The sequence below is a fragment of the Limnoraphis robusta BA-68 BA1 genome (assembly GCF_034932365.1).
Taxonomy (GTDB): domain Bacteria; phylum Cyanobacteriota; class Cyanobacteriia; order Cyanobacteriales; family Microcoleaceae; genus Capilliphycus; species Capilliphycus robustus.
The window spans coordinates 39753-61884 of record NZ_JAYGHR010000007.1 but is presented as its reverse complement, the minus strand read 5'-3'; the positions used below and the strand labels follow the sequence as shown (position 1 = coordinate 61884).

Here is a 22132-nt window from a genome sequence, read left to right as displayed (position 1 = left end):
ACGGAAGTCTCCCATGAGGAAAACAGATGAAGAGTTTTGTCATTTGAGCAATTTGCCCGATCACAAATGATAGGCTAAGACAGCGAACTCAGAGATTGAGAACACAAAACCCATTGATGAACCGCAACGGTATCATTCGATCTAGACCTGCTCTGACTAACAAGGGTTCCCTGTTTCTGTTTGGACAATTTATTAAGATATTTAACGGTTAAGCGATGAAAATTTTAAATCACTCTCCTCAGTTAGAAAGCGAAACTTCTACTCGCATTTTAAAAGCTGCACAGCGATTATTTGCTCGTAAAGGTTATGATGGCACAACAACTCGGGATTTGGCACAGGCGGCGGGCGTTGCTGAAGGGACAATCTTTCGTCATTTTCCTAACAAAAAGGCGATTTTAATCGAAGTGGCGACGGAAGGATGGATTGAAATTCTGACTGACTTGTTGACAGAATTGAGTGAGATGGGTAGTTATAAAGCGGTGGCTCAAGTGATGCGCCGAAGAATGTTAAATTTACACGAAAATGCTGATTTGATGCGGGTTTGTTTTCTAGAGGCGCAATTTCACCCCGAATTACGCGATCGCATTCAATCTGAAGTGATTGCCAAAATGACGGATGTTGCTGAAGCTTTTTTTGAAACGGCGATGGAAAAAGGGGTTTATCGTCGGATGAATCCTCGCATTGTCGCTCAGGTTTTTTTAGGAATGTTTGCGGTTGCTGGATTTAGTTACACGACGTTAGTTGAACCGGGAGCGCGTCCAAAAGCGATGCAGGAACTTGCTGAAGGTTTAGCTGATATTTTTCTCAATGGGGTGTTAAATACAGAAGAATCTGCTTCTTAAGGTAATAGAGAATAGGCAATGAAAAAGGGTTTCAGTGCCTGTTGATCGTTTTTAACACAGAGCCGTTTATTGATGTCTAGGCAGTTCTAGAAATTGCTAACATAGCACTATAACAAGCAATGAGATCAATCCGCAACTTGAATTTTTGGGGATAAAATTAACATGATTGCTCAAACTGAGAAGAAAATCTACACGATTGAAGAATATCTAGAACTCGAACTTACATCAGAAACACGCAACGAATACCACAATGGAGAAATTATTCCGATGACGGGTGGAACACCAGAACATAACAGAATTAGCGGGAACCTCTATATTGCTTTGAGTCTCTCACTCAAACGTAAACCCTATGAGACGTTTCATGTTGATCAACGGCTTTGGATTCCCGCAGTTAGTCTTTATACTTACCCCGATGTTATGGTCGTTTCTAAGCCGTTAGAACTGCAAACTGGACGCAAAGATACCGTGATGAATCCCTGTTTTATTGCTGAAGTTTTATCGAAATCAACCCAAAATTATGACCGGAGTGAAAAGTTTGCGGCTTATCGTTCTATTCCCGGCTTTCAAGAATATCTGTTGATTGATCAATACCGAATTCATGTTGAATATTACGTTAAAATGGATGTTAATCAATGGCTATTTACCGAATATGATGATGCCAATATTACGTTATCTTTGAGTTCTTTTGAGTTTCAAATTCAGATTGCTGATCTTTACGACAATATTGATTTTGCCGAAGCCTAAATGGTGAGAATAGATTTTCTGGGTTCGCAATATATAGCAGGTCGCACTGGTGTATTGACAAATTGATGAAATTGAGAAACTCTCAAACCTTTACTGAGAGAGGTTTTAAACTTCCTCTTGCCTCTTGCCTTTTGCCTTTTGCCTGCGCGAAGCGCTATAACTTTGATTCTCTAAAATATCTTAATAAGCCCAAATACCAATTTCCTTATGGTTTCACCGTTTCGTCTTCCGCCCCAGTCTGAACCGCCTCTGTCTCCTCGGGAAACCTTGCCAACGATGTATGATTTACCCAGTGAGTATCCTGGAGATCCTGGCTTGCCTGATGAATTTCATCCTTTACAAGCGGAATTGTTACGAAAAACGTTTCAACCGCCTAATATTAGCCTTGATCGCATTTTTAGTGCGACCGATTTAAATCTGTATTATGATCTGACTCATCCTTTATGGTACAAGCGTCCTGACTGGTTTGGGGTGGTGGGGATATCGAGGTTGTATGATCAGCGAGATTTACGCTTAAGTTATGTCATTTGGCAAGAACAAATCAGTCCGTTAATTGTGGTAGAATTATTATCACCAGGAACGGAAGATGAAGATTTAGGTCAAACCCGAAGTGAACCGGGAAAACCCCCGACAAAATGGGTGGTTTATGAACAAATTTTGCGCGTGCCTTACTATGTGGTTTTTAGTCGCTATACGAATGAAATGCAGGCGTTTCATTTAGTGGGCGATCGCTATCACCGAACCGAATTAACAGATGGACGTTTACTGATTCCAACTCTTGAATTAAGTTTAGGAATTTGGGAAGGTTGTTATGAGACGCTAGAACGATCTTGGTTACGTTGGATGACGTTAGAAGGGGAGTTAATTCCGAATGCAGAAGAACAAGCTATTTTAGCCCAAGAACAAGCTATTTTAGCCCAAGAACAAGCTATTTTAGCCCAAGAACAAGCTATTTTAGCCCAAGAACAAGCTATTTTAGCCCAAGAACGTGCAGAAAAACTCGCTCAACGACTGCGAGAATTAGGGATTAATCCAGATGAAATTGTCTAGAGAAAACCTCGTTTGAGGATTGAATTCACGGGTATGATTTAGGGTTTCCCCTAGATGCACCCTGATTGATTTAGAGATTTTCCGGTTAAATTCTCTTACAATAGTTCTTGTAAGTTGGGATCTTCAGCTAACTTCTTTAACAGTTGCTTGATTTCTTGGGTTCGGCTTTTGTTCGCGATTAACGTAACCTTTCCTTCCCGCACGACTAACAAATCTTCAACCCCCAGAGTGACAATAATTTCTCCATCATCCTGACTAAAGAAAATCGAATCTTTGGTATCTAATCCCACATGATGGGCTAATTCAATGTTAGAATCTTTGCTTTCATGTAACCGTTCTAAAGCATTCCAATCGCCGAGATCATCCCAAGCAAATTCTACCGGAAATACACAAGTTTTTTGCGTTTTTTCCATCAACGCATAATCAATGCTAATTTTCGGTAATTCTGAATAAGCCTCTGCACCTTTTTCTTCTAATGCCTTCACCAAATCAGGAACATAAGTTCGTAATTCCCGCAACATGACTCCCGCCCGAAAGACAAAAATCCCGCCATTCCAGCTAAATTTACCTGTTGAAAGGAACTTTTCGGCGGTTTGCTGATCCGGTTTTTCTGTAAATCGTACAACTTGATAAGCCGGACAATCATCAAATACTCCTAACTTTTCACCCTGTTCAATATATCCATAACCCGTCGCCGGATAAGTCGGTTTTACACCCAAAGTTACAATGACATCTTGAGTTGCTGCTAACTGTTTTGCAGCTTTTAAAGTATTCTCAAAAATCTCGGGTTCACCAATCCAATGATCCGCCGGAAAAAATCCAATAACAGCATCTTCTCCATGACGACGGGCGATTTCGATGGTTGTCCAAGCGATCGCCGGGGCTGTATCTCGTCCTTCCGGTTCGGCTAAAATATTTTCTTGAGGTAATTGGGGAAGTTGTTTGTGGACGCCATCAGCCAACATTGTCGAAGTCACAACCCACAGTCCATCCCCATGATCAGTCAGAGAAAGTAATCGATTTGCAGTGGTTTGTAGTAAACTTTGACCACTACCATCTAAGCTTAAAAACTGTTTGGGTCGATGCTTGCGACTCAACGGCCAAAACCGTTCACCTTTACCACCAGCGAGAATAACAGGTATCATGCGTCTTGAGTGTTTAGACATCAATGATTCAATCTTAATTTGTATGTTGTCGGTTGTCAGTTATTTGGCAAGGATGTAGCGTAAACCCTTGTCTTTGCACCCAACACCCCGCCTGACTCTCAAGCTGCTAATGTTTTTTTCTGTTAACTTCGCTACATTTTGCCTCTGATCGTGGCAGAGTGTTAATAGAGCAGTAACTTAGTTGACAATTTATGGTACAACGAGGATTTGAATGTTTCTGGAATGTTAAAAAATCACAAGGCGCGCAGGTGCTATTGCTGATTCGGCTCTTTCTGAAATTCGTCGCCAAGTTGAGTATAAGTCTGAGTGGTACGGTTCAAGAGTAGTGTTTGCTGATAGATTCTATCCGTCAACTAAGACTTGTTCAAGTTGCGGTCATGTTCAAGAAATGCCACTGAAAGAACGAGTTTTTAACTGTAATAATTGCGGTGTAAGCATTGACCGCGATTTGAATGCCAGCCTAAATTTAGAAGGTTATGCCGAGGGCTTCTCGGTGAATTGCCTGTCTGACCGGGTGCTGCTGACAGTCCGGGGTGATGCAGGAAATAAACATTAACACGGTTTATACCGCGTTATATCAGTTTTATAAAGCAGGACTTGAAAAAATTCGTAAGCAGGAGATATTAACAATGAGTCTGCAAGAGCAAGCCCGAGAGTCTATGGCGAAAGAACGTCAACACGACGAACACCTCCATGAATCTATGCTAAATCGCGCCCACGATGAAGTTGATCAGCTTGTAGAAGGAGAAACTCACGAACAAGCACGAGAGTTAGCCGCCCAAGACCGTCTACATGAACAACATCTTCATCAGTCTATGTTAGATCGAGCGACTGAACAACTAGAGCATTCTTAAACTTGATTTTTGTCTCGAAAGTACAGAAGTTGAGAGCAGATAAGATAACCCTGTTTAATCTAGTCTATTAGACAGATTAGATGATATTGTATTGAAATAACACTCTAGTACCAAGTTTACCTATTTTGGTACTCTTTTTTATGTCCTTTTATTAAAACTAAACCCGTTTGCAAACCGAAAAATAGTTAGGGCTATTAAAAAAAAGGAATAGTTAAGCTAGTGTTTGGATTGATTGCTCATCAATGATAATCTAACCTCAATATGCCGATCTTGACATCTTTTTTAGAATTAGCAGTTTTTGGATGTTTTTCCTTATCAGAAGCTTCTATTTATTCTACCTTGTATGAATCAAAAAATCAACCATCAGTTACATCATTTTGTCGAATCTCTGCTTTTAGAGAAACGGACTTAAAACCCTCAAAATCTAAATTTGATCTTTGGGCGCAAAATTATCCTTCAGAACCGATGCAGCCTCAAGCTGAACCCTCACCCGAACCGGAAGCGATCAAGATTTTTGTGCGTCAAATCGAGGTAACAGGAAGTACAGTATTTGATGCAGAAGATTTTAATCCCCTGATAGAATCTTTTGAAGGTCGAGAATTAACCTTAGAAGAAATCAGAAAAGTTGCAGATGTCATTACACAGCTTTATATTAATCGAGGTTATATTACTTCCATCGCTAGACCTATTTCGCAAACAATTGAGAATGGGGTAGTTGAAATTCGGGTAACAGAAGGTCGTTTATCCAATATTGAAATCGAAGGGAATCAACGAGTTAATCAGGGTTATATTCGCAGTCGCATTGAATTAGGGGCTGATATTCCCTTAAATATACAGAAGTTAGAAGATCAATTACGACTTTTGAGAATTAATCCATTATTTAATAATGTCGAAGCCAGCTTACGTCCTGGTGGAGAAGTGGGTGAAAGTATTTTAATTGTAAGAGTTGAAGAATCTCGACCTTTTTATGGGAGTGTAAATATTGATAATTATTCGCCTCCGAGTGTTGGCGGTGAACGCACAGGGATTAATTTAGGGTTTAGAAATCTAACGGGAATTGGGGATGAAATCGCGGGGTCTTATTCTCGATCAACAACAGGAGGAACTGATGTTTATGACTTTGCCTATCGGGTTCCGATTAATGCGAAAGAGGGTACAATTTTATTAAGAGTTTCTCCGAACCGAAATCGAGTCACCCAGGAACCGTTTGATGAGTTGGATATTCGTGGAACTCAAGCGCGTTATGAGTTGGCTTATCGTCAACCAATTATTCGCAACCCTCGGGAAGAATTGGCGTTCACGCTGAGTTTCGCGATTCAAAATGGTCAAACTTTTGTGTTTGATGATGTGCCGCGAGCCTTTGTAGAAGGGCCAGATGAAGACGGAAATAGTCGGACTCGGGTGATTAAATTGAGTCAAGATTATCTCAAACGCGACTCAGAAGGATCATGGTCTTTGCGCTCGCAATTTAACTTTGGAATTGATGTTTTTGAGGCGACGGTTAATGAGTCTCCTATTCCAGATGGTCGATTTTTTAGTTGGTTAGGACAGGTACAACGAGTTCAGCTTGTTGATGAAAATAACTTGATTATTGTGCGAGGTGATCTTCAGCTTACAGCTAATAGTTTACTTCCGGCGGAACAGTTTGTGATTGGGGGTGCAAAATCGGTTCGAGGCTACCGACAAAATATGCGAACAGGTGATAGTGGATTTCGTTTTTCGATAGAAGATCGGATTACGTTGAAACGCAATTCTGCGGGTGATCCAATTCTTCAAATTTCACCTTTTTTTGAGATGGGTTCAGTTTGGAATCAAATTGATAACCCGAATAAATTACCTCGTCAGACCTTTTTAGTCAGTACAGGTTTCGGGTTTATCTGGGAGGCATTTTTAGGGGTAAATGGTCTGAGTTTAAGGCTGGATTATGGTTTTCCCTTAGTTGACTTCCGAGATCGAGGAGATAATATTCAAGATGACGGAATTTATTTTAATCTCGATTATCGATTTTAAATTTTAGATAAAATGATCAAAAAAAAAGGCGTTAAAACGCCCTATAGCGGTGTGCGCTCCTATGAGGTACAAACCAGAAACCCGGTTTCTACTAGAAACCGGGTTTCTACCCAATCTATCACAGAACTGAAAACTGCTATATTAGCAGACAAAAATTAGCTGAAATTTGGTATAATTTTCTTACAAACAAGTTCTACTTTTCTGTTTCTGACTCTGCGGTTAACTGAACTCGTGTGATTGAACCCTCGACATATATAGAATCCTGCAAATTAGCTAGGCTTGTTGGATCACTACAGTGTACAATCAATTTCCACGCATAACTTTGATCAACTTCTAATTCTGTAGAGGGTTGAGGTAAACTGATCTGTACTTCTGGAGAGAATTCACGAACATTAAGCTGAGTTTCATACATGATTTTCGCCTCAGCATTCTCTTCCATCAAGACAAATTCAATCGAGTGAAAGCTTTGTGGGTCAAAGGGAACCTGAAACTGAAAAGTCGGATAGGCTTCTACTGTTTCCAGGGGAACATAGGCGAGTAACTCGTTTGCATCAATCCCCGAAGTACAACTTCCTCTGCTGGCTTGTCCGGTTTGAACTTGGGGTTGACCTCGGTTTGTATAACTGGTTTTGGAGTTGTTTGCTTGAGTCATTGCTTTATTCTCCTGGCGGGGAGAAGGTTCTGCTAACATTGAACTCGTAGAACTAAGCAACATCCCAACGCAGAGAAAGGCAGATATTAGATGTCGATGCTGGAAATTGAGATCATTCATGGTTTGACTCCAGATCAAAGTCTCCTGGTCTAATTACGAAAGGTTGATTGAGTTCTGACAGTTTTCTATGGTCTTTGATAATTTTTCTAGGAAAATATACTCGATCAGGATTAACGAAACAGAACGTAATAAACAGTTGCGGTTGTCTGAACCTATAAACATAATTTAAAGATTCACTGAACTCGCTTTATACTCCTGATATTTAATAGGTTTGGGTTCTTGAACTTATGCAGTTTGTTTGAAAAACCTAAAGTTCAATCATTACAGGAGTAGGTGCGTCAAACGGGTTAATCTGATTAAACAGAGGAAAGATGTTGACGATTTGACACACCCTACCTATTTGCTAGCTGAATTCTCACTGGAGAAAGACTGCAATGATTAGAAAATTTGATGAGTCAAATTATTGCAGTTCCTCCGCATTTGGTGTAGAATTATCCTAAGATGGTAATGCTGGTATTTTCAGGAACAAAATCAGCACCAGTTAAGTTAGTAACGCCTTGGATCACTCCTAAATAAGCATCATCTGCGCCTTGAATTGCTGTCGCCATGACAGAGGCACCACCATTAACTTGTAACTCAACTTGAGTGAGCGTTAATTGAGCAAAAGTTGTTCCCCCTGTGAGCATGATTTTATCAACACCTGTGACAAAATCTGTGACTAAATCAGCTTCATCAAGGTTATTAGCTGCGGCGTTACCCCCGGTTAAAACAAAGGTATCTTCACCATTTCCACCTGTAAGAATATCCTGATCGCGATCGCCGATCAAGAAATCATCACCATCGCCCCCTAATAATACATCACTTCCGCGACCACCTCGAACAATATCATCACCTGCACCGCCATTAATCGTATCATTATCTTGGTTTCCATTCAGGAGATCATTGCCATTTTCACCATTAATTAAATCAGAACCTTGACCCCCTCGCAAAGTATCATTTCCCCCTCCACCATTTAGGGTATCGGCGCCTCTATTTCCATTCACATCTTCTGCACTCGCAGTCCCAGAAATATTATCATTTCCCGACAAGGCGACAATTTGACGATCGACTTGATCCGAGGGAATTGTTATTGTATCAGGTTCGTTAGAAAGGGTGTAGAGTTTAACCTCATCAGAAACATCAATCTCGCTAAATTCATCAATAGAAACCGGATTTCCGGGAACGGTATTGTTAGCAGTTGGACTGTTAATTGAAACCCTAACAACCTGTCCAATTCCACTGCTGAGAACGGTATTTCCGGGTAAACCACTCAGGTTTTCAATAAATCCTGTTCCGGCAGTATTTGAAGTTTCATCTGCAAAAAAGTTATTGATTGTTAAATCATTTGCGGGGTCAGCCAGACCATCTCGACTGATATCAACGATCAAATTTTTGCCATTCCGAGCGAGTCCTATTTGAGTCTGACTAGGAGGTGCTGCAACCGGAGAAAGTGGTAGATCAATATTTAAACTATCTGCATTTCCGCCTGCATCTTCGATTTGAGATCCTCCTGCAAAAGCCACACTATTTATCGTGTAAGTATCGTTTCCTTCACCGCCTTGGAGAACATCTTTTCCGCCTCCACCGGTGAGTTGATCATTTCCTGCTTTTCCTTCTAAAGTATCAGCACCTTCACCGCCATTCAGGTTATCATCAAGATTTCCCCCAATTAAAACATTATCCTCACTATCACCAAATAAACTATTGGTACTGTTAGTTGATCCGATGACTCCTTCTATATTTTGGAAAACATCAGCCCGTCCGGTTGCAAACCCTGTATTTGAGGTGAGGTCAACAAAAACATTAACTTCATTTGCATAGGAAACATAGTCAAAATCATCTTCACCATCAATGAAATTGTTTCCTAAACCGCTATCTAGCGTATCACTTCCAGTTCCGCCAAAGAGATTATCATCACCATCGAGGGCGTTAATTAAATCATCCCCTTCACCTCCTCCGAGAAGATCATTTCCCAGTTGACCGAATATTTGATCATTGCCAATAAAAACATTACCGGGAATTGGAACACCTGCGGGGAAAATATTATCACCTGAAACGATATTTGTTGTAATTTGATCGGGTGCAATAACGTCATTAACATTGGTTCCATTAAAGATTGCCATGATTGATTTCCTCGAGTTTTTGTTTTAAATGTTTGATGGTTTATGGTTTAAGCTGTTTAAATTTTTCTCAGATAAATCTAACTTCAAGCTTTAACCTTCTCTATTAACTGATTAGGATAGAGGTTTGGAGTTTATGCAGGAATAAACTGTATTTTTCTTGAGCGTATTATTTTCAAGGCTTGTAGCGAAGCCTGTAATTGCTCACAACATCTTTAGAGGTTTTTAAAGTTTTTTAGGGGATGCAAAAGCGGATTGATCTTAACAAAATTTTGATTGAATCTGTAGTCCTGTTTTTGAGTGAAACAGTTTTGCTGTAACTCGATTGAGTGAGCAGAAGTCAGGAGTCAGGAGTCACCGAGTCAGGAGTCACCGAGTCAGGAGTCACCGAGACAGAATTGAAACCTTTATCATAAAAGGATTTGACAGAAAAACACTGTCCTAATCAAAGGCTTCGACTGCTATACAAACCAGAAACCCGGTTTCTAGCAGAAACCGGGTTTCTACAAGTTGTTTGTGTTCTTTGTATCTTGGTGGTTAAATGAGGCTTACTGCTTGTCAAGATACCCGCACTCACTCGTGAAGCTTACCCGCTCAAGGTGTGTAGGTGATACTAAAATAGAACCCATCATCCTGGATATTATTACCGCGATCTTGCAACTCAACTAAAGGCACTCCATAATCTAAACGTAAATTCAAGCCCGATAGAGGTTCCCACAACAAGCCCATTCCGACTCCGACTAAAAACGTTCTTCCAAATAAGCGGTTTGGGTTTTCGTCATGATTCCAAACGGTACCGACATCGAGAAACGGCGCCAGTTGCAGTTTAGGCTGTTCCGACTCATCCCGTAACAAGGTGAACCGATCTTCGACTGAAACCCGAAAACCATTATCACCTGATCGGACATTTTGACGATAGCCCCGCACCGATAAACCGCCTCCAATAACAAACTGTTGGGAGGGAAATAAAGCATCCGCCGAAAGTTGTACATCTCCCTGAAGAATTAACAAATGATCCTCGCCAACCCGTTGTACTCGTTGCACCTGACCTAACCAACTGAGAAAATTAGAATTGGGTAAACTGGCAGTATTTGTCGCTCCTAATAACCCCGTGCCAATGCTAAACTGCGATCGCAATGCCCAAGCCCCAAAGCGATCGCGGCGAATGTAGTCTTGTCCGAATTTAAACACACTGGTTCGAGTGACGCCATCTTCTTCTGGCCCTAGTCCAAAAGCAATTCCTTCGCCATCTTGAAAGGTTTGGCTGCGTTGATAAGCGTAACCAATAGACAGGGCTAATTCTTCAACGGGAGTACGAATTAACGGTTGACGATAGCTAATTTCGTAGCGTTGAGATTTTCCATCAATATTCAACTCATCAAAGGGTTCTTGAATGATCGTATTCCAATAGGGGGGAATTCTCAATTGAATCGTCCCGTTCATCGCATTCACAGGAAGGCTGTAGAGAACATCCAAAATATCAGATTCTCCCTCGGTGATCAGGCGAGTGGTATTGTAGGAAACAAATATCAAATCTCCCCGTCCGGTGAGGTTGAGATGGCGTAAATTGAGGCCTAAACGTTCGGAACCAATACTGGGGGGAGAATAGTTATCGGCGCTGATCCCGGCTTGAAAGGGAGGGGCTTCAGTCACACGAACAATTAAAATACTTTGGCCTTCTTGGGTTCCGGCGCGTAAACTGGCTTCAACGGTTTCAAATAGAGGATTTGTCCGCAGCAAACGCAGTTGATCTTCTAAACGGGCGGTGCTGAGAGGTTGTCCGGCGCCGAGTTGGACGCGATCGCGAATATAATCGGGATCGAGGCGTTGAGTTCCTTCGATGTCGATGCGTTCGAGGATGCCTTCAATCACTTGAATTCGCACAACGCCCTGACTAATGGTTTGTTCAGGAACAATGGCTCTAGAGGTAATATAACCGCGTTCCAGGTAGATTTCTGTAATTTGATCGGCGGCTTCTTGGAGTTGAGCGAGGGTTACGGAACGTCCTTCTAAGGGGGCAACAATCGCCTCAATTTCTGAGGGCTTTAAAATCGTGCTTCCGGTGACTTCAATGGTTGTGACGGGAATGGGGGGCGTTTCGGGAGAGGGTTGACTGTCAGTTGGGGGTTCGGGTTGAATATCGGGTTGAGAGGGTTGAGGCGGTTGAGGGGGTTCGGGAGAAGGCTGTAAGAAGCGATCGCGATTGGGGTCAGGGCGGGGATTGAGGGGGCCAGAAGGTAGATTTTCTGGGGAGGAGTCTGGGGTAGCGGTTTGTGAAATCAGGGAACAGGATGTTAAAGTGCAAGGTTTAGAAGGAAAAGTCCAAGTCTGTGCAGGAAATTTTGATTTTTTTTGATAAATGGTTTCACTTTCGGGGGGGCTACTGAGGGCAACAGGAGCGAGCAAAAGCGCCAAGAGGGTTGTATTCGTTAAGATCACTCTACACCACGACAATTCAATCCATACACACCAAGCCATCAAGAAGCCTCCGACTGGATACTCCTGTTTATTTGACATCCTCCACCTCCAAATCAAAAGATTATGGAGGTGGATTCCCATCATCACTGACGGGGTTTCCTGGCTCTACGAGCAACCTTACTTTTTGGGATTTCTCCCTCCAAGCAGTGGATCATCTCATCCCCAGGCGTTACTTTCCGAGTGCCCCTCGGTAGTTGTGCTAACCCTTGCAATGCTTTCATCAAAATATTAATGGCGGCGTTCGTATCCCGGTCATCTAAATAACCGCAATGTGGGCATTTATGTGTGCGCGTGGACAAGGATTTCTTAACTTCGGAACCACAGTTAGAGCAATTTTGAGATGTGTAATGAGGTGCAACAGCAATCACTGGCACGTTAAACACTTTCCCGAAATATTCCAACCACTGCCTAAACAACGTCCAACTAGCATCAGATATTGATTTAGCTAGATGATGGTTCTTAACCATATTCCGCACTTTTAGGTCTTCAATGGCTACCAAATCTGCCGACAGGATAAGCGCCCAAGCAGTCTTTACTGCAAAGTCTTTACGCCGCCTTGATACCAAGAGATGCGTTCTACCCAACTTTTTAATGGCTTTGAGGCGATTTTTTGACCCTTTGGTTCTACGAGAAACACGTTTTTGTGCGCGTTTTAAAGCCTTCTCTGCCTTCCTTAAGAACCGAGGGTTTTCTACTTTGTTGCCATCAGAGTCGGTGTAGAAATGGTTTAGACCAACATCTATGCCTAGCATCCGATTTGTGGGCTTATGTTGTTCATTTCGCTCTTGATCGATGGAAAACTGAACATAATATCCATCGGCTCGACGCACAACACTCACTCGCTTAATCTGCTTTTTTTGATAAAAATGCAAATCGCGAGTTCCCCACATTCTAAAAGTTCCAGCTTTGAAACCATCCCTGAACGTAATGGTTAATCGGTCATCCGATAACACCCATCCATCAACCTTGTACTCGACTGAGCCGTGTGTTCGATGTTTTTTAAACTTGGGGAAACCTTTCTTACCCGGAACTTTTTTCTTGCAATTATCAAAGAACCTAGCAATAGCACTCCATGTCCTTTCAGCACTAGCTTGACAGGCTTGCGCTGAAAGTTTTTTGCACCATTCAAATTGTTCTCTGAGTATTTTGCAATACTTGTTCAAATCATACCTGTTGACCCTTTTGTTATCCATCCAGTATCTCAGGCAACTATTACGCACGAAACGGGCAGTACGAATCATCTCATCTAAGATGGCGTACTGCTCGTCTGTCCCTCGTAATTTAGCCTCGAATACTAACACATGGTGGTTTTAATTCTATGTCATTAAGTTTAACAATTGATACGGAGATTGTAAAAAGCGGACAGGTCGAATGCCTCGCTTTTTACCTGGGGTGTCCATGTACCTACCCCCAAATCAAAGATTATGGGGGTAGTGCTATAGCCCCCCAGCCCCCCCGTTAAGATAGCAGTTCCTACAACAGCAGTCAGGAGTTCCGAACTCAACAATGATAAGGTACTCATGCAATCATGCACTCATGCAAAAACTTTTTCTCTCTCCTGACTGTTCACTGTAAACTGTCACCTAACTCACTCTTAACCAGAGGTTGAGGAGCAATATTACCCAAACCGACGGAGTTGAGGAGTTCTGACCAGCGCTGCAAAATGATTGTATCTTCAGGATTAGATAGGCGCAACTGAGCTAAAGTTCTGACGGTTTCATACCACAGGGCTTCTTCGGCGTAGAGGTTGAGGCGTTCACGGGGTTCTGTTTGCTCAAACTGTTTAAGCTGACTTGGACTGAGAGCGACTCGATTAATCCATCCATTGATAACGATATCACCGGAAGGGTCTAGGGTGTCGGGTTCACATCGAATTGTCAGATACCAATGATAGTTTGTATTGACTTCTAAAGAAGGTGCATCTTTGAGTTCAGACAGATCTAAACCAATCACTCCAGCTTTGGTCTGTTTCATCTGGAAGTTGGTTTCGTAGAGGGGTTTATTTTCTTCGTCCAACAGTTCAAACTTCACCCAAACTGCTTCTAAGGATGTGGGAATATAGTAATAAATTGTCGGTTTTTCTGATGCGGTACGACCTAAAGTTGAGGTAGGAATCAGAGCGGTAACGCCTCCAGGGCATCTTCCGCGTGTTCCGGCGCCTTCTCGTCTTCCGGGAGTTCCCCGACTCGGTGGTGTAAAATTATTCCACTCGGTTTGAGAAAGCGGGGTGTTTGGGGCTTTGGTTTCATCAGTTTGGACAATTTCCACCGCGAATCGCGAATCAGACGATTGTATCCTAGAAGCATGATCTGAGGGAACAAGATGAATGGAACGGGCCTGTGCTGCTAGCATTAAGCTAGGGGTAACGATTTCCAAGAATAAAGCTAGGGAAAACGTTGTAATGATGTGTCGAGGAGAGGCTGTCCAAACCATGATGAGCTTGCTTGCAGGTAAACCTAGCCAAGATGAATAACAGTTCTATTCTATCCAATGTTTCTGGGAAGCATAGGAAAATCTGCTGTTAATTTTCAAGTCGTGAGTGAGAATTCCCAAGCCTTTTAAGAAATTGGGATGAAAACGAATCCCAATACTCTCTAACTCTACAATGATCAATACTCTCTTCGTGAGACCATTCATTTAATCTTCATTTCAGCTTATGACAGTTAGCCCTAATCTTGATAAAAACTCTCGTTTGATCGCCCGAACAATCCGACCCATCGGAGTTTCAGCGCTACACGGGATAGCGTTTTTAGGAGAGACTCTGTTTGCAATTGATCGCTTACGGGGGTTTTTGCTTAAAGTTGATCCGAAAACGGATAATACAACGATTGTTAATCCTTATCTGGTTTCCGAGTTTACAGATGTTACGGGTTTAGCCATTTGGGAAAATACGCTGTGGTATACTCGCGATGAACGAGTTTATTTTTGTGAAAATGCTCTACAAGAAGATCGGGTTGTTAATTTAGCACCTGAACTTTTTGCGACTCTTCCTTATGAGGCGGAGGGCATCGCAGTTTGGCAATCAACGGTTTATGTAAGCTGTGCTAAATTGGGATATATTTTTGTGTTTAATCGGGAAACAGGTCGAGAAATTACTCGGTTTTATGCTCCCGGTATCGGTCGAGAAAATTTGACGGTTTACGATGAAGAACTTTGGGTTTGTGATCAAATAGAACAAACGGTTTATTGCTTGGAACGGGGAACGGGAAAGACTAAATTTAGTGTATTAACTCCCTTTGAATTTCCCTGTGGATTAGGTTTTTATCGGGATGAAAATACCGGAGAAAAGGTGCTTTATGTCGCCTACTCAGGTGATGAGTTATATATTCGCGATGATCCCAATTCGGAGGAGCAATATCAACTCGCCCGACGCGATCGCACGTTTATTCATCCCTTGTATTATCACTATAACCAACAGGAACGTTATGCAACTTCTAATGGTTATTTGATTGAGATGTCTTATATCGAAGAACTCGAACCGCTCGATGAGGTAATTCTTGAAGATGTAGAATGGCGGATTGCTTTACCCTCGGAAACAAACCGACAAAAAATTCGAGAAATTACGCCGATTGGAGTGCCTTTTACGGAAGAAATTCAAGATGGAGAACGGGTTGCTGTCTTCAAGTTTAAGCCTTTTAATTCTAAAGAACGGCGGATTTTTGGCTGGAAAGCGTTGTTAGAAGTACGGGCAATTAAATATCAGCTAAACCCTTGGGATGTGGAGGATATTCAACCCCTAACGCCGGATTTTAGAGCGAAGTATTTAGTTGATGATGATAACTTGGCGATGGAGTCGGCGACGGTTCTAAATGCAGCACATGAGGCTGTTCGTAATGAGACGAATATTCTGCGAAAATTATTGAGTATTCGCAATTATGTTTATGATCAACTTTCCTACAGTCTGACTTCAAAAATCGAAACTCCTGATGTTGTTTTAAAACGGGGAATTGGTTCTTGTGGAGAATATGTTGGGGCTTTACTGGCTTTAGGGCGGTTGAATGGAATTGCTTGTCGTACTGTTGGGCGTTATAAATGTCCGCCTTTTCCTCAACAGAAAAATATTCCTCTACAAGCCGAGTATAATCATGTTTGGTTGGAGTTTTATATTCCGGGCTTTGGTTGGGTTCCGATGGAGTCTAATCCTGATGATATTCAAGATAATGGCCCCTATCCCTTACGGTTTTTTATGGGATTGGCTTGGTATCATGTTGAAATTGGAAAAGGGATTAGGTTTCAACAACTGAGAAACCAAGGTTTACCTGTTAATAAGGAGGAGGCTTCTGTCGGAAATTTAGCCATTAATCATGTCCGGTTTATGATTCTCGAAGAATTACCCGCAGATTAGAATTAAACTGAGGAGCAGTTTGGGTACATTGTCCTAAAAAGGAGGAAATTATGGAATTTTCTGTGATTAATATTTTGGCATTAACGGCTTCAGTTCTGATGATCATTGTCACGGGAGGAATTATTTATCTCACGGCGATGGAATGGCGCGATCGCCGACGACAAGAGCGAGAAAAACGACAATAGGGTTAATTGACTTGTCTTCAAAATAGGGGGCTTTTTAAAGCAATTTCTGGGTTTGTCCTAACGCAATGGTTGCTGAACCGACAACCACTAAAAAGGCGCCCAGAATTGCCACAGGGGTATGGTATTCGGGTGTAACGAATGCCGGAAAAATGGAGGAAAAAACCTCAACACACACCAGGGTTACAATCGGTGTAATGGCTAAAACAGCACTGACTCGTGAGGCTTCCCAGTGTTCTAATGCTTCAGCAAAAGCCCCGTAAGCGAGTAAAGTATTTAAGCCACAAAATAGTAAAATGGCGAATTCTAAAAGATTGAGATTGAGAAGGGTTTGAGGGCTAGAAATTGGGGCGAATAATAGGGTTGAACCTCCATAGATTCCCAGCATAATATTAGAGGAGGGAAGTTGCAATAAAAGTTGCTTTTGGGTTAACGCATAAATTGCCCAACAAATAGCGGCAAAGAAGATTAAAAAACTCCCCAATAAATATTGAGTTGGGGAAACAATCAGAACTTGGAGTTTTTCATTAAAAAACAGAATAAAACCCAGTGTAAGTATTCCTAAACCACACCACTGAAGACGGCTATAACGTTCTTTAAAAATGATGATTGCACCTAAACCCATGAATACCGGGGCAATTTGAATTAAAACTTCTGCTGTTGTAGCTGAAGTCTTGGCTAAACCGGAAACAAATAATAGATAATTTCCAGCTAAGAATAAAGTGGCAATTCCCCACAATTTCCAAGACACTTGTTGTAATTTTTTCCAGGAGGGAAGTTGGCGTTTCCAAGCTAGATAAATTCCTAGTGTTAGAAAGGCGGCTAGAAAACGAAATCCGGTTATTGTATAGACATCAAGAACGTTTAAAGTGACGCTTAAAGCTAGAGGAAGAATACCCCAGAGAAAGCAGGTTGTCAGCGTTAGGGCTAACCCTACACGCCATTTTCCAGAACTTGAATGTAGTTGCATTTTGAAGAAAGTTCGAGTATGATTAACTAAAAATTAGTTGTGGTCATTTCTGATATATTATAACAATATATAGCAATCAGAAATTATTTGTGAATGATCACGACAGAGGAACAGTAGGGGCAATTCATAAACTGCCCTTACCCGCTCGATATGGATCGACCGCTTCAAGTTCATAACTCATTTAATATTGCTATATATTAACTTTTTTTGTTTCAACTTATCTTTGTATTATTGGCTTCTATTTTACTCAAGGTTAGAGTAAAATAATAAAATGAACCGTCATTAACTTCAAATCAAAAAACCATGCGAATTCTAATTTCACTCGCGGGATTAGCCTTAGTTCTTCTCGGGGTTTATTTTCTCGGTCAAAATATTGTCTTTACCTCTAGTATTTTACGATATTGGTGGCAAGATATGTCGGCGGCAAGTTCAGTGATTTTACTGATTTTCGGCATTGTTTCCTTAGTCTTCTTTCCTCGGGAAACGGGAAACTTAGGTTGGGTCTTTGTGGTAGCGGGAGTGGCTTTAGTTTTTATCAACAGTCGTGTTTTACTCAGACCCACCAGTTTATGGTCATTTTTCGTCGCTTTTTTATCCATGATAGCAGGATTTAAACTGATTCGTACAGGTCGAATTGACTTTTAAGTTCAAGATTTTCAATGGAGTGGTAAACGATGTTAATCTTAATGCAAAATCAACCAATCTCAACTCTATTCAAATTACTGTTAGTTGGGGGATTATTACTCAGTCCATCTTTAAAGGTTTCTGCTTTACCGGAAGATATTCGAGAAGAAACCTGTCTACAATTTGAATCTCAACAAGGGGGTATTGCAGATTGTGAAAATGGATTTAATGCGGGTTATGAAGTTGGAGTAACCGCAGGTCAAAATTCCCGCCAAAATAATTCTCAACCCTCTGAACCGGATGTTGAAAAAGAGTTTGGAGATCGTGTAACAACTAGCTACAAAGAAGGATATCTTTCCGGTTATCGAGTGGGTTTTCAAGGGGGTTATCAAAATTAGGGTTGACACTGTTTAGACGTCGTTGGTAAACGTTTAACTCCTGTATTTTTGGGGTCATAACCGACGAGAATCACATCACCATTTTGAGTTCTGATCCATCCTCTAGCGGGAATAATATTAAGACTAGAAACAGGTTGATTCTGTTTGTTTGAAGACCGTCTAACGGTTGGGTTATTTTGGGTTGAAGTGACTGAAGGATTAACCAAATCAACCTCTACTCTATTGCCGTTTAACGGGTCGCTTGGAGTGTTTGGAATCCCCCCCCGTCCGGTGATAATAAACTGGCTTTCTCGAGCTTTTAGACAGGGATATTGAGCAATTAAAGCGGCTGGATCAACCAAGGTTTGGGGAAATTCCACTAACCCTTGACTGGGATCAATTTCACTGTTGAGTTCAACAGTACCGCTAAATTGGGCGCCTAATTCAGACGTGGCGGTGATATAGCGCTACTTGAATCGGGAACAGGGAACAGGCAACAGGCAACAGCAGACTATGAAAGGATTCTAGGATGTAGAAATGTCCTAACCGAATTTTGTACTGCTATATCGCTGGCTGAGGTTTGAACAGTGCGAAATTGCGTCCCAAAAACAGCATTAGCATTAATAATAACTCGTCCGCCAAAAGCTTGTTGAGCATTAGCAGAAATATCACTATTTTCTAACGAAATTAACAGGTTTGTATTGATTTCTATATTACCTCCTGTTGCTTCTCCAGTCGCATTCGTAGTAATTTGGCTATTGCCACGCGATCGCAAGTCTTGAGTATTAATAATAATATTACCATTTCTTGCAACAGTTTCAGCTTGTAAATTGCTTTGATTTAATTCAACAGAATTGGCATTTATTGTTAAGTTTCCCGCCGAACCTTCGCCTTGACTGCTAACCGTTATTTGAGAGTTATTAAAAAGTAGCAAGGATTGAGTTTCGATCTTAATATTACCGACAATTAAAGGAAGCGTTATTGCGTAAAGCGATGAAGGAACATTAGGCTTAATGATTGAATTTTATTCTCATTTGAGGGACGTTAATATTAAAGCAGAGGCGTTGCGACAAGGACAATTAGCCATGATTCATGGTCAAGTTACAATTAAAGATGGACAGTTAAAAGCTTCAAGTCGTTCGCCTGAAAATATCACCCTTCCCGCAGAACTCGCCACAGCTTACAGCGAAGCCATCTCATATTATGTCCGGTTGATTAATTCTGTTATGGGGTGGGGCGGGTTTATCTCAATCTCTCAGTAGTGCTAAAGATATTGACTGAACCCGCCCCTACAGAATCATTATTGATTAGTCGGACATGATATCACCCTTATTACTGGTCGGGGTTTACAATGATTGGCAGTCCTTGGTAAATACAAATCTAGGAAAAAAACAACGCGAGATGATCTAGATCTCCCGCGTTTGTTTTAGATTAAAAGATAGCAACGTTGGTGTTTTAGACAGCCGCCGCCACTTTTTCTCCACTTCCAACCAAGCGTTCATAGGTGGCTCGCATTTTTAAGCCCACCAACACTTGGAACAATCCGCTACCATCATTAGAGCCAGGATACTCTCGATGTTCACGCATCATGTGAGTCAGTTCGCCATAATACTTAGTTGAGATATTGCTCAGGTGTCCCTCAACGTAAATCATCTCATCTAAGTTATCAAACTTACCATCAACTTCTAGAACTGAGACTTCGTTACCGTAGTAAGCATCAGGCCCGTAGTACATCTTGATACCGGGATAGGAACAGGTTAGCTTACGTCCGCAAGGAGTCCAGTAAATGGTTGATCCTTCATCAAATAGATAAGCGGGTTCAAAACCTTCAATTCCTTCTCGTTGAATCAAGCGAATTCGCAAGACTTTATGCTCTTTATGATCGGGAATTAATTGAGTCGGTAAAATCTGAATAACAACGTTGGCGTATTGTTTTTGAGGATCGATGTAGGCTTCAAAATCAGGACGACGGGCATTAATTGAGGCTAAAACATCTTCATAACGATGACCCCGTTCTGCCATGTCGCGCTGAATCTTCCAAGCAATTTTGACCTCATCACTGATGTCAAGATAGACGCTAAAATCGAGAAGTTCGCGCACCCGTTCATCATATAAGGGATGTAACCCTTCAACCACAACAATATGATTGGGATCAATCCGCTCAGGCGGATCAATCATCCCCGTTTCGTGGTTATAAATTGGCTTCATAATTGACTGACCGTTTTTCAGCGCCTTGATCTGTTCAGCCATCAGATCAAAGTTGTTGGCTCTCGGATCAAGAGCTGTAATTCCAGTTTCTTTACGCTGTTTGCGATCTAAACTGTGATAATCATCCAAACAAATAACGGTAACAAAATCTTCCCCAAAAATGTCTGTTATACGACGTAAAAATGTAGATTTTCCACATCCAGAATCTCCAGCAACGCCAATAAGTACGACACGATCCGGCTTACTCACCATAGGTTCCCTCTAACCATCAAAAACTGTTTACAAGCTCAATAGCTTTATTTTGAGCATATGAAATCAGACCAACATCAGGACAGTTTATTGACAGCCATGCCCGAAAGTGGAGCAATAAGCAACACAAGGCTGTTGGCTGACTCCTGACTGACAGATGGCCTCAAGAAGTAGCAAGCTAGGTATTTTATACTAACTTTTGCTTTAGATTTTACCAGAAGGGGATCATCCCTACAAGACTTATTCTTGCCAAGTTTCACGGAAAAAGACGAAAAACTGATGGGTGTACTCCGGCAGCGATGCTTCTGGATCGAACTACACATCTGTTTCTCGGTAGTTTAACATTCTAGCACTAATACAACACCCCCCTCAAGATAGAACGCCTAATTCACGGCTTGCTGATCTGAGGGGGGTGCTTAGTACAGGAGAATTAACAGGCTTCATTCCATACTTTGCTGACTATTCGTGAGTGGGCTTGTCTTGACAGAGGTAGTTGGAGAAGGGGAACTTTTGGCAATATATTCTCCATAATACAGGCTAAACTGCCAAAATCTTCTCAAAAATCCCCTGACATCATCATAGATTTTGAGCGATTGATTGCTAAAACGAGAATTTAAAGGGAACTCTGTTTTATGCTTAGAATTGAATTGAGAGGTGATCCTAATCATCCGTAAAACTCCAACTTAATTAACTTTAAAATAGAAGATATAGAACCGGCGTAAGGGCAATTTATCAATAGCCCCTACTTTTCTGAGGCTGTGAGTATTCACCAATGATTTATGATTGCTATACGGGAAAATTACCGATTGTATCGTTGCTCTAACCAAAGTCGCAGTTCCGTTTCAGAAGCCCGTGAGAGAAAGCGATCATAAATCGGATCGTAAGCATTCCAGTAAGTATTACCCAAGCGATCTGAACAAGTCCAAACTTGAATGTCATCTGCGGCGCTTAGACCTGTGATCAGCCAATAAAAAGCTTTGCGAATAAGTTCTCTAAGCTGTGCAGAAATCCGAAAGTCTTTTTGTTGTTGATACCACAACCTTTCTAGGCGATCTCGGTCGGAAACATTGGTAAAATTTGCCATGATTAACATCCCCTCAAATTGGCTTTTTAGTTTATCCCTTGACTGATAAATTTACTGTAACTTTTGACTGGATCTATA

Annotated in this window: 22 protein-coding genes and 1 pseudogene; 11 read left to right on the top strand and 12 right to left on the bottom strand. The window is 41.5% G+C overall.

All coding sequences use genetic code 11. The annotated features are described in order from the left end of the window. The first annotated feature begins 215 nt into the window (after positions 1 to 215). From VB836_RS05375 to VB836_RS05365, 3 genes are all read left to right on the top strand, one after another. Positions 216 to 842, top strand: coding sequence for a TetR/AcrR family transcriptional regulator (locus VB836_RS05375; protein ID WP_046278616.1), 627 nt, complete (start codon positions 216 to 218; stop codon positions 840 to 842). 162 nt (positions 843 to 1004) lie between these two features. Beyond that, positions 1005 to 1586, top strand: a complete 582-nt coding sequence (locus VB836_RS05370) for a Uma2 family endonuclease (protein ID WP_046278615.1) — start codon at positions 1005 to 1007, stop codon at positions 1584 to 1586. Positions 1587 to 1793: 207 nt separating this feature from the next. Next, a complete protein-coding gene (locus VB836_RS05365; protein ID WP_323218357.1) occupies positions 1794 to 2636 on the top strand; it encodes a Uma2 family endonuclease in 843 nt (280 codons plus the stop codon). A gap of 95 nt (positions 2637 to 2731) precedes the next feature. Here VB836_RS05365 and VB836_RS05360 read toward each other — a convergent pair whose 3' ends face one another. After that, positions 2732 to 3781: a mannose-1-phosphate guanylyltransferase gene (locus VB836_RS05360; RefSeq protein WP_046278613.1), complete on the bottom strand. Its 1050-nt coding sequence runs from the start codon at positions 3779 to 3781 to the stop codon at positions 2732 to 2734. Between the two features lie 222 nt (positions 3782 to 4003). On the opposite strand from VB836_RS05360, the pseudogene VB836_RS05355 reads away from it, so the two are divergent. The 3 genes and pseudogenes from VB836_RS05355 to VB836_RS05345 form a co-directional block, all read left to right on the top strand. After that, positions 4004 to 4358: pseudogene (locus tag VB836_RS05355) on the top strand (RNA-guided endonuclease InsQ/TnpB family protein); the annotation flags it as partial. A gap of 73 nt (positions 4359 to 4431) precedes the next feature. After that, positions 4432 to 4656 (top strand): hypothetical protein, encoded by a 225-nt coding sequence (locus tag VB836_RS05350; RefSeq protein ID WP_046278620.1) that lies wholly within the window; start codon positions 4432 to 4434, stop codon positions 4654 to 4656. A 270-nt stretch (positions 4657 to 4926) separates the two neighbouring features. Beyond that, positions 4927 to 6666 carry a ShlB/FhaC/HecB family hemolysin secretion/activation protein gene (locus VB836_RS05345; protein WP_323218356.1) on the top strand — a complete coding sequence of 580 codons (1740 nt, stop codon included), beginning with the start codon at positions 4927 to 4929 and terminating at the stop codon, positions 6664 to 6666. A 193-nt stretch (positions 6667 to 6859) separates the two neighbouring features. On the opposite strand, the gene VB836_RS05340 is transcribed toward VB836_RS05345, so the two are convergent. The 6 genes from VB836_RS05340 to VB836_RS05315 all read right to left on the bottom strand — a co-directional run bounded on the left by VB836_RS05340 (position 6860) and on the right by VB836_RS05315 (position 14652). After that, complete coding sequence (locus VB836_RS05340) at positions 6860 to 7318, bottom strand: DUF928 domain-containing protein (protein WP_323218355.1); 459 nt, start codon at positions 7316 to 7318, stop codon at positions 6860 to 6862. Between the two features lie 551 nt (positions 7319 to 7869). Then, entirely contained in the window at positions 7870 to 9540 is a 1671-nt protein-coding gene (locus VB836_RS05335; RefSeq protein ID WP_323218354.1) for a calcium-binding protein, read from the bottom strand. A 591-nt stretch (positions 9541 to 10131) separates the two neighbouring features. Then, on the bottom strand, positions 10132 to 12054 hold the full coding sequence (locus tag VB836_RS05330) for a ShlB/FhaC/HecB family hemolysin secretion/activation protein (protein WP_323218353.1): 1923 nt from the start codon (positions 12052 to 12054) through the stop codon (positions 10132 to 10134). Between the two features lie 44 nt (positions 12055 to 12098). Next, a complete protein-coding gene (locus VB836_RS05325) occupies positions 12099 to 13316 on the bottom strand; it encodes an RNA-guided endonuclease InsQ/TnpB family protein (RefSeq protein WP_323218352.1) in 1218 nt (405 codons plus the stop codon). Between the two features lie 265 nt (positions 13317 to 13581). Next, positions 13582 to 14448, bottom strand: coding sequence for a DUF928 domain-containing protein (locus VB836_RS05320; RefSeq protein ID WP_046280060.1), 867 nt, complete (start codon positions 14446 to 14448; stop codon positions 13582 to 13584). Between the two features lie 45 nt (positions 14449 to 14493). Then, entirely contained in the window at positions 14494 to 14652 is a 159-nt protein-coding gene (locus VB836_RS05315; protein WP_160315450.1) for a hypothetical protein, read from the bottom strand. 19 nt (positions 14653 to 14671) lie between these two features. On the opposite strand from VB836_RS05315, the gene VB836_RS05310 reads away from it, so the two are divergent. Next, positions 14672 to 16360, top strand: a complete 1689-nt coding sequence (locus VB836_RS05310) for a transglutaminase family protein (RefSeq protein ID WP_323218351.1) — start codon at positions 14672 to 14674, stop codon at positions 16358 to 16360. A gap of 50 nt (positions 16361 to 16410) precedes the next feature. Continuing rightward, positions 16411 to 16545 (top strand): hypothetical protein, encoded by a 135-nt coding sequence (locus VB836_RS05305; RefSeq protein ID WP_323218350.1) that lies wholly within the window; start codon positions 16411 to 16413, stop codon positions 16543 to 16545. Positions 16546 to 16579: 34 nt separating this feature from the next. Here VB836_RS05305 and VB836_RS05300 read toward each other — a convergent pair whose 3' ends face one another. Beyond that, complete coding sequence (locus tag VB836_RS05300) at positions 16580 to 17512, bottom strand: DMT family transporter (protein WP_323218349.1); 933 nt, start codon at positions 17510 to 17512, stop codon at positions 16580 to 16582. A gap of 303 nt (positions 17513 to 17815) precedes the next feature. Here VB836_RS05300 and VB836_RS05295 point away from each other — a divergent pair, with 303 nt between their 5' ends. After that, positions 17816 to 18157 carry a LiaF transmembrane domain-containing protein gene (locus VB836_RS05295; protein WP_323218347.1) on the top strand — a complete coding sequence of 114 codons (342 nt, stop codon included), beginning with the start codon at positions 17816 to 17818 and terminating at the stop codon, positions 18155 to 18157. A gap of 29 nt (positions 18158 to 18186) precedes the next feature. Next, complete coding sequence (locus VB836_RS05290; protein WP_323218346.1) at positions 18187 to 18534, top strand: hypothetical protein; 348 nt, start codon at positions 18187 to 18189, stop codon at positions 18532 to 18534. On the opposite strand, the gene VB836_RS05285 is transcribed toward VB836_RS05290, so the two are convergent. Both VB836_RS05285 and VB836_RS05280 read right to left on the bottom strand, forming a co-directional pair. Further along, positions 18531 to 18893, bottom strand: coding sequence for a hypothetical protein (locus VB836_RS05285; protein WP_323218344.1), 363 nt, complete (start codon positions 18891 to 18893; stop codon positions 18531 to 18533). The two genes, VB836_RS05290 and VB836_RS05285, sit on opposite strands and share 4 nt — an antisense overlap. Before the next feature lie 131 nt (positions 18894 to 19024). After that, positions 19025 to 19447 carry a hypothetical protein gene (locus VB836_RS05280; RefSeq protein ID WP_323218343.1) on the bottom strand — a complete coding sequence of 141 codons (423 nt, stop codon included), beginning with the start codon at positions 19445 to 19447 and terminating at the stop codon, positions 19025 to 19027. 79 nt (positions 19448 to 19526) lie between these two features. On the opposite strand from VB836_RS05280, the gene VB836_RS05275 reads away from it, so the two are divergent. Beyond that, positions 19527 to 19775, top strand: a complete 249-nt coding sequence (locus VB836_RS05275) for a hypothetical protein (protein ID WP_407659568.1) — start codon at positions 19527 to 19529, stop codon at positions 19773 to 19775. A gap of 193 nt (positions 19776 to 19968) precedes the next feature. On the opposite strand, the gene VB836_RS05270 is transcribed toward VB836_RS05275, so the two are convergent. Next, on the bottom strand, positions 19969 to 20973 hold the full coding sequence (locus VB836_RS05270; RefSeq protein WP_046279611.1) for a phosphoribulokinase: 1005 nt from the start codon (positions 20971 to 20973) through the stop codon (positions 19969 to 19971). Between the two features lie 796 nt (positions 20974 to 21769). Beyond that, complete coding sequence (locus VB836_RS05265; RefSeq protein WP_323218342.1) at positions 21770 to 22054, bottom strand: hypothetical protein; 285 nt, start codon at positions 22052 to 22054, stop codon at positions 21770 to 21772. Positions 22055 to 22132: the final 78 nt, after the last annotated feature.

Excerpts from the sequence above, each read along its gene's own strand:
- VB836_RS05375 (WP_046278616.1), top strand. The coding sequence starts at position 216 with ATGAAAATTTTAAATCACTCTCCTCAGTTAGAAAGCGAAACTTCTACT.
- VB836_RS05370 (WP_046278615.1), top strand. The coding sequence starts at position 1,005 with ATGATTGCTCAAACTGAGAAGAAAATCTACACGATTGAAGAATATCTA.
- VB836_RS05365 (WP_323218357.1), top strand. The coding sequence starts at position 1,794 with ATGGTTTCACCGTTTCGTCTTCCGCCCCAGTCTGAACCGCCTCTGTCT.
- VB836_RS05360 (WP_046278613.1), bottom strand. The coding sequence starts at position 3,781 with ATGATACCTGTTATTCTCGCTGGTGGTAAAGGTGAACGGTTTTGGCCG.
- VB836_RS05350 (WP_046278620.1), top strand. The coding sequence starts at position 4,432 with ATGAGTCTGCAAGAGCAAGCCCGAGAGTCTATGGCGAAAGAACGTCAA.
- VB836_RS05340 (WP_323218355.1), bottom strand. The coding sequence starts at position 7,318 with ATGACTCAAGCAAACAACTCCAAAACCAGTTATACAAACCGAGGTCAA.
- VB836_RS05335 (WP_323218354.1), bottom strand. The coding sequence starts at position 9,540 with ATGGCAATCTTTAATGGAACCAATGTTAATGACGTTATTGCACCCGAT.
- VB836_RS05330 (WP_323218353.1), bottom strand. The coding sequence starts at position 12,054 with ATGTCAAATAAACAGGAGTATCCAGTCGGAGGCTTCTTGATGGCTTGG.
- VB836_RS05320 (WP_046280060.1), bottom strand. The coding sequence starts at position 14,448 with ATGGTTTGGACAGCCTCTCCTCGACACATCATTACAACGTTTTCCCTA.
- VB836_RS05315 (WP_160315450.1), bottom strand. The coding sequence starts at position 14,652 with ATGAATGGTCTCACGAAGAGAGTATTGATCATTGTAGAGTTAGAGAGT.
- VB836_RS05310 (WP_323218351.1), top strand. The coding sequence starts at position 14,672 with ATGACAGTTAGCCCTAATCTTGATAAAAACTCTCGTTTGATCGCCCGA.
- VB836_RS05305 (WP_323218350.1), top strand. The coding sequence starts at position 16,411 with ATGGAATTTTCTGTGATTAATATTTTGGCATTAACGGCTTCAGTTCTG.
- VB836_RS05300 (WP_323218349.1), bottom strand. The coding sequence starts at position 17,512 with ATGCAACTACATTCAAGTTCTGGAAAATGGCGTGTAGGGTTAGCCCTA.
- VB836_RS05295 (WP_323218347.1), top strand. The coding sequence starts at position 17,816 with ATGCGAATTCTAATTTCACTCGCGGGATTAGCCTTAGTTCTTCTCGGG.
- VB836_RS05290 (WP_323218346.1), top strand. The coding sequence starts at position 18,187 with ATGTTAATCTTAATGCAAAATCAACCAATCTCAACTCTATTCAAATTA.
- VB836_RS05275 (WP_407659568.1), top strand. The coding sequence starts at position 19,527 with ATGATTGAATTTTATTCTCATTTGAGGGACGTTAATATTAAAGCAGAG.
- VB836_RS05270 (WP_046279611.1), bottom strand. The coding sequence starts at position 20,973 with ATGGTGAGTAAGCCGGATCGTGTCGTACTTATTGGCGTTGCTGGAGAT.
- VB836_RS05265 (WP_323218342.1), bottom strand. The coding sequence starts at position 22,054 with ATGGCAAATTTTACCAATGTTTCCGACCGAGATCGCCTAGAAAGGTTG.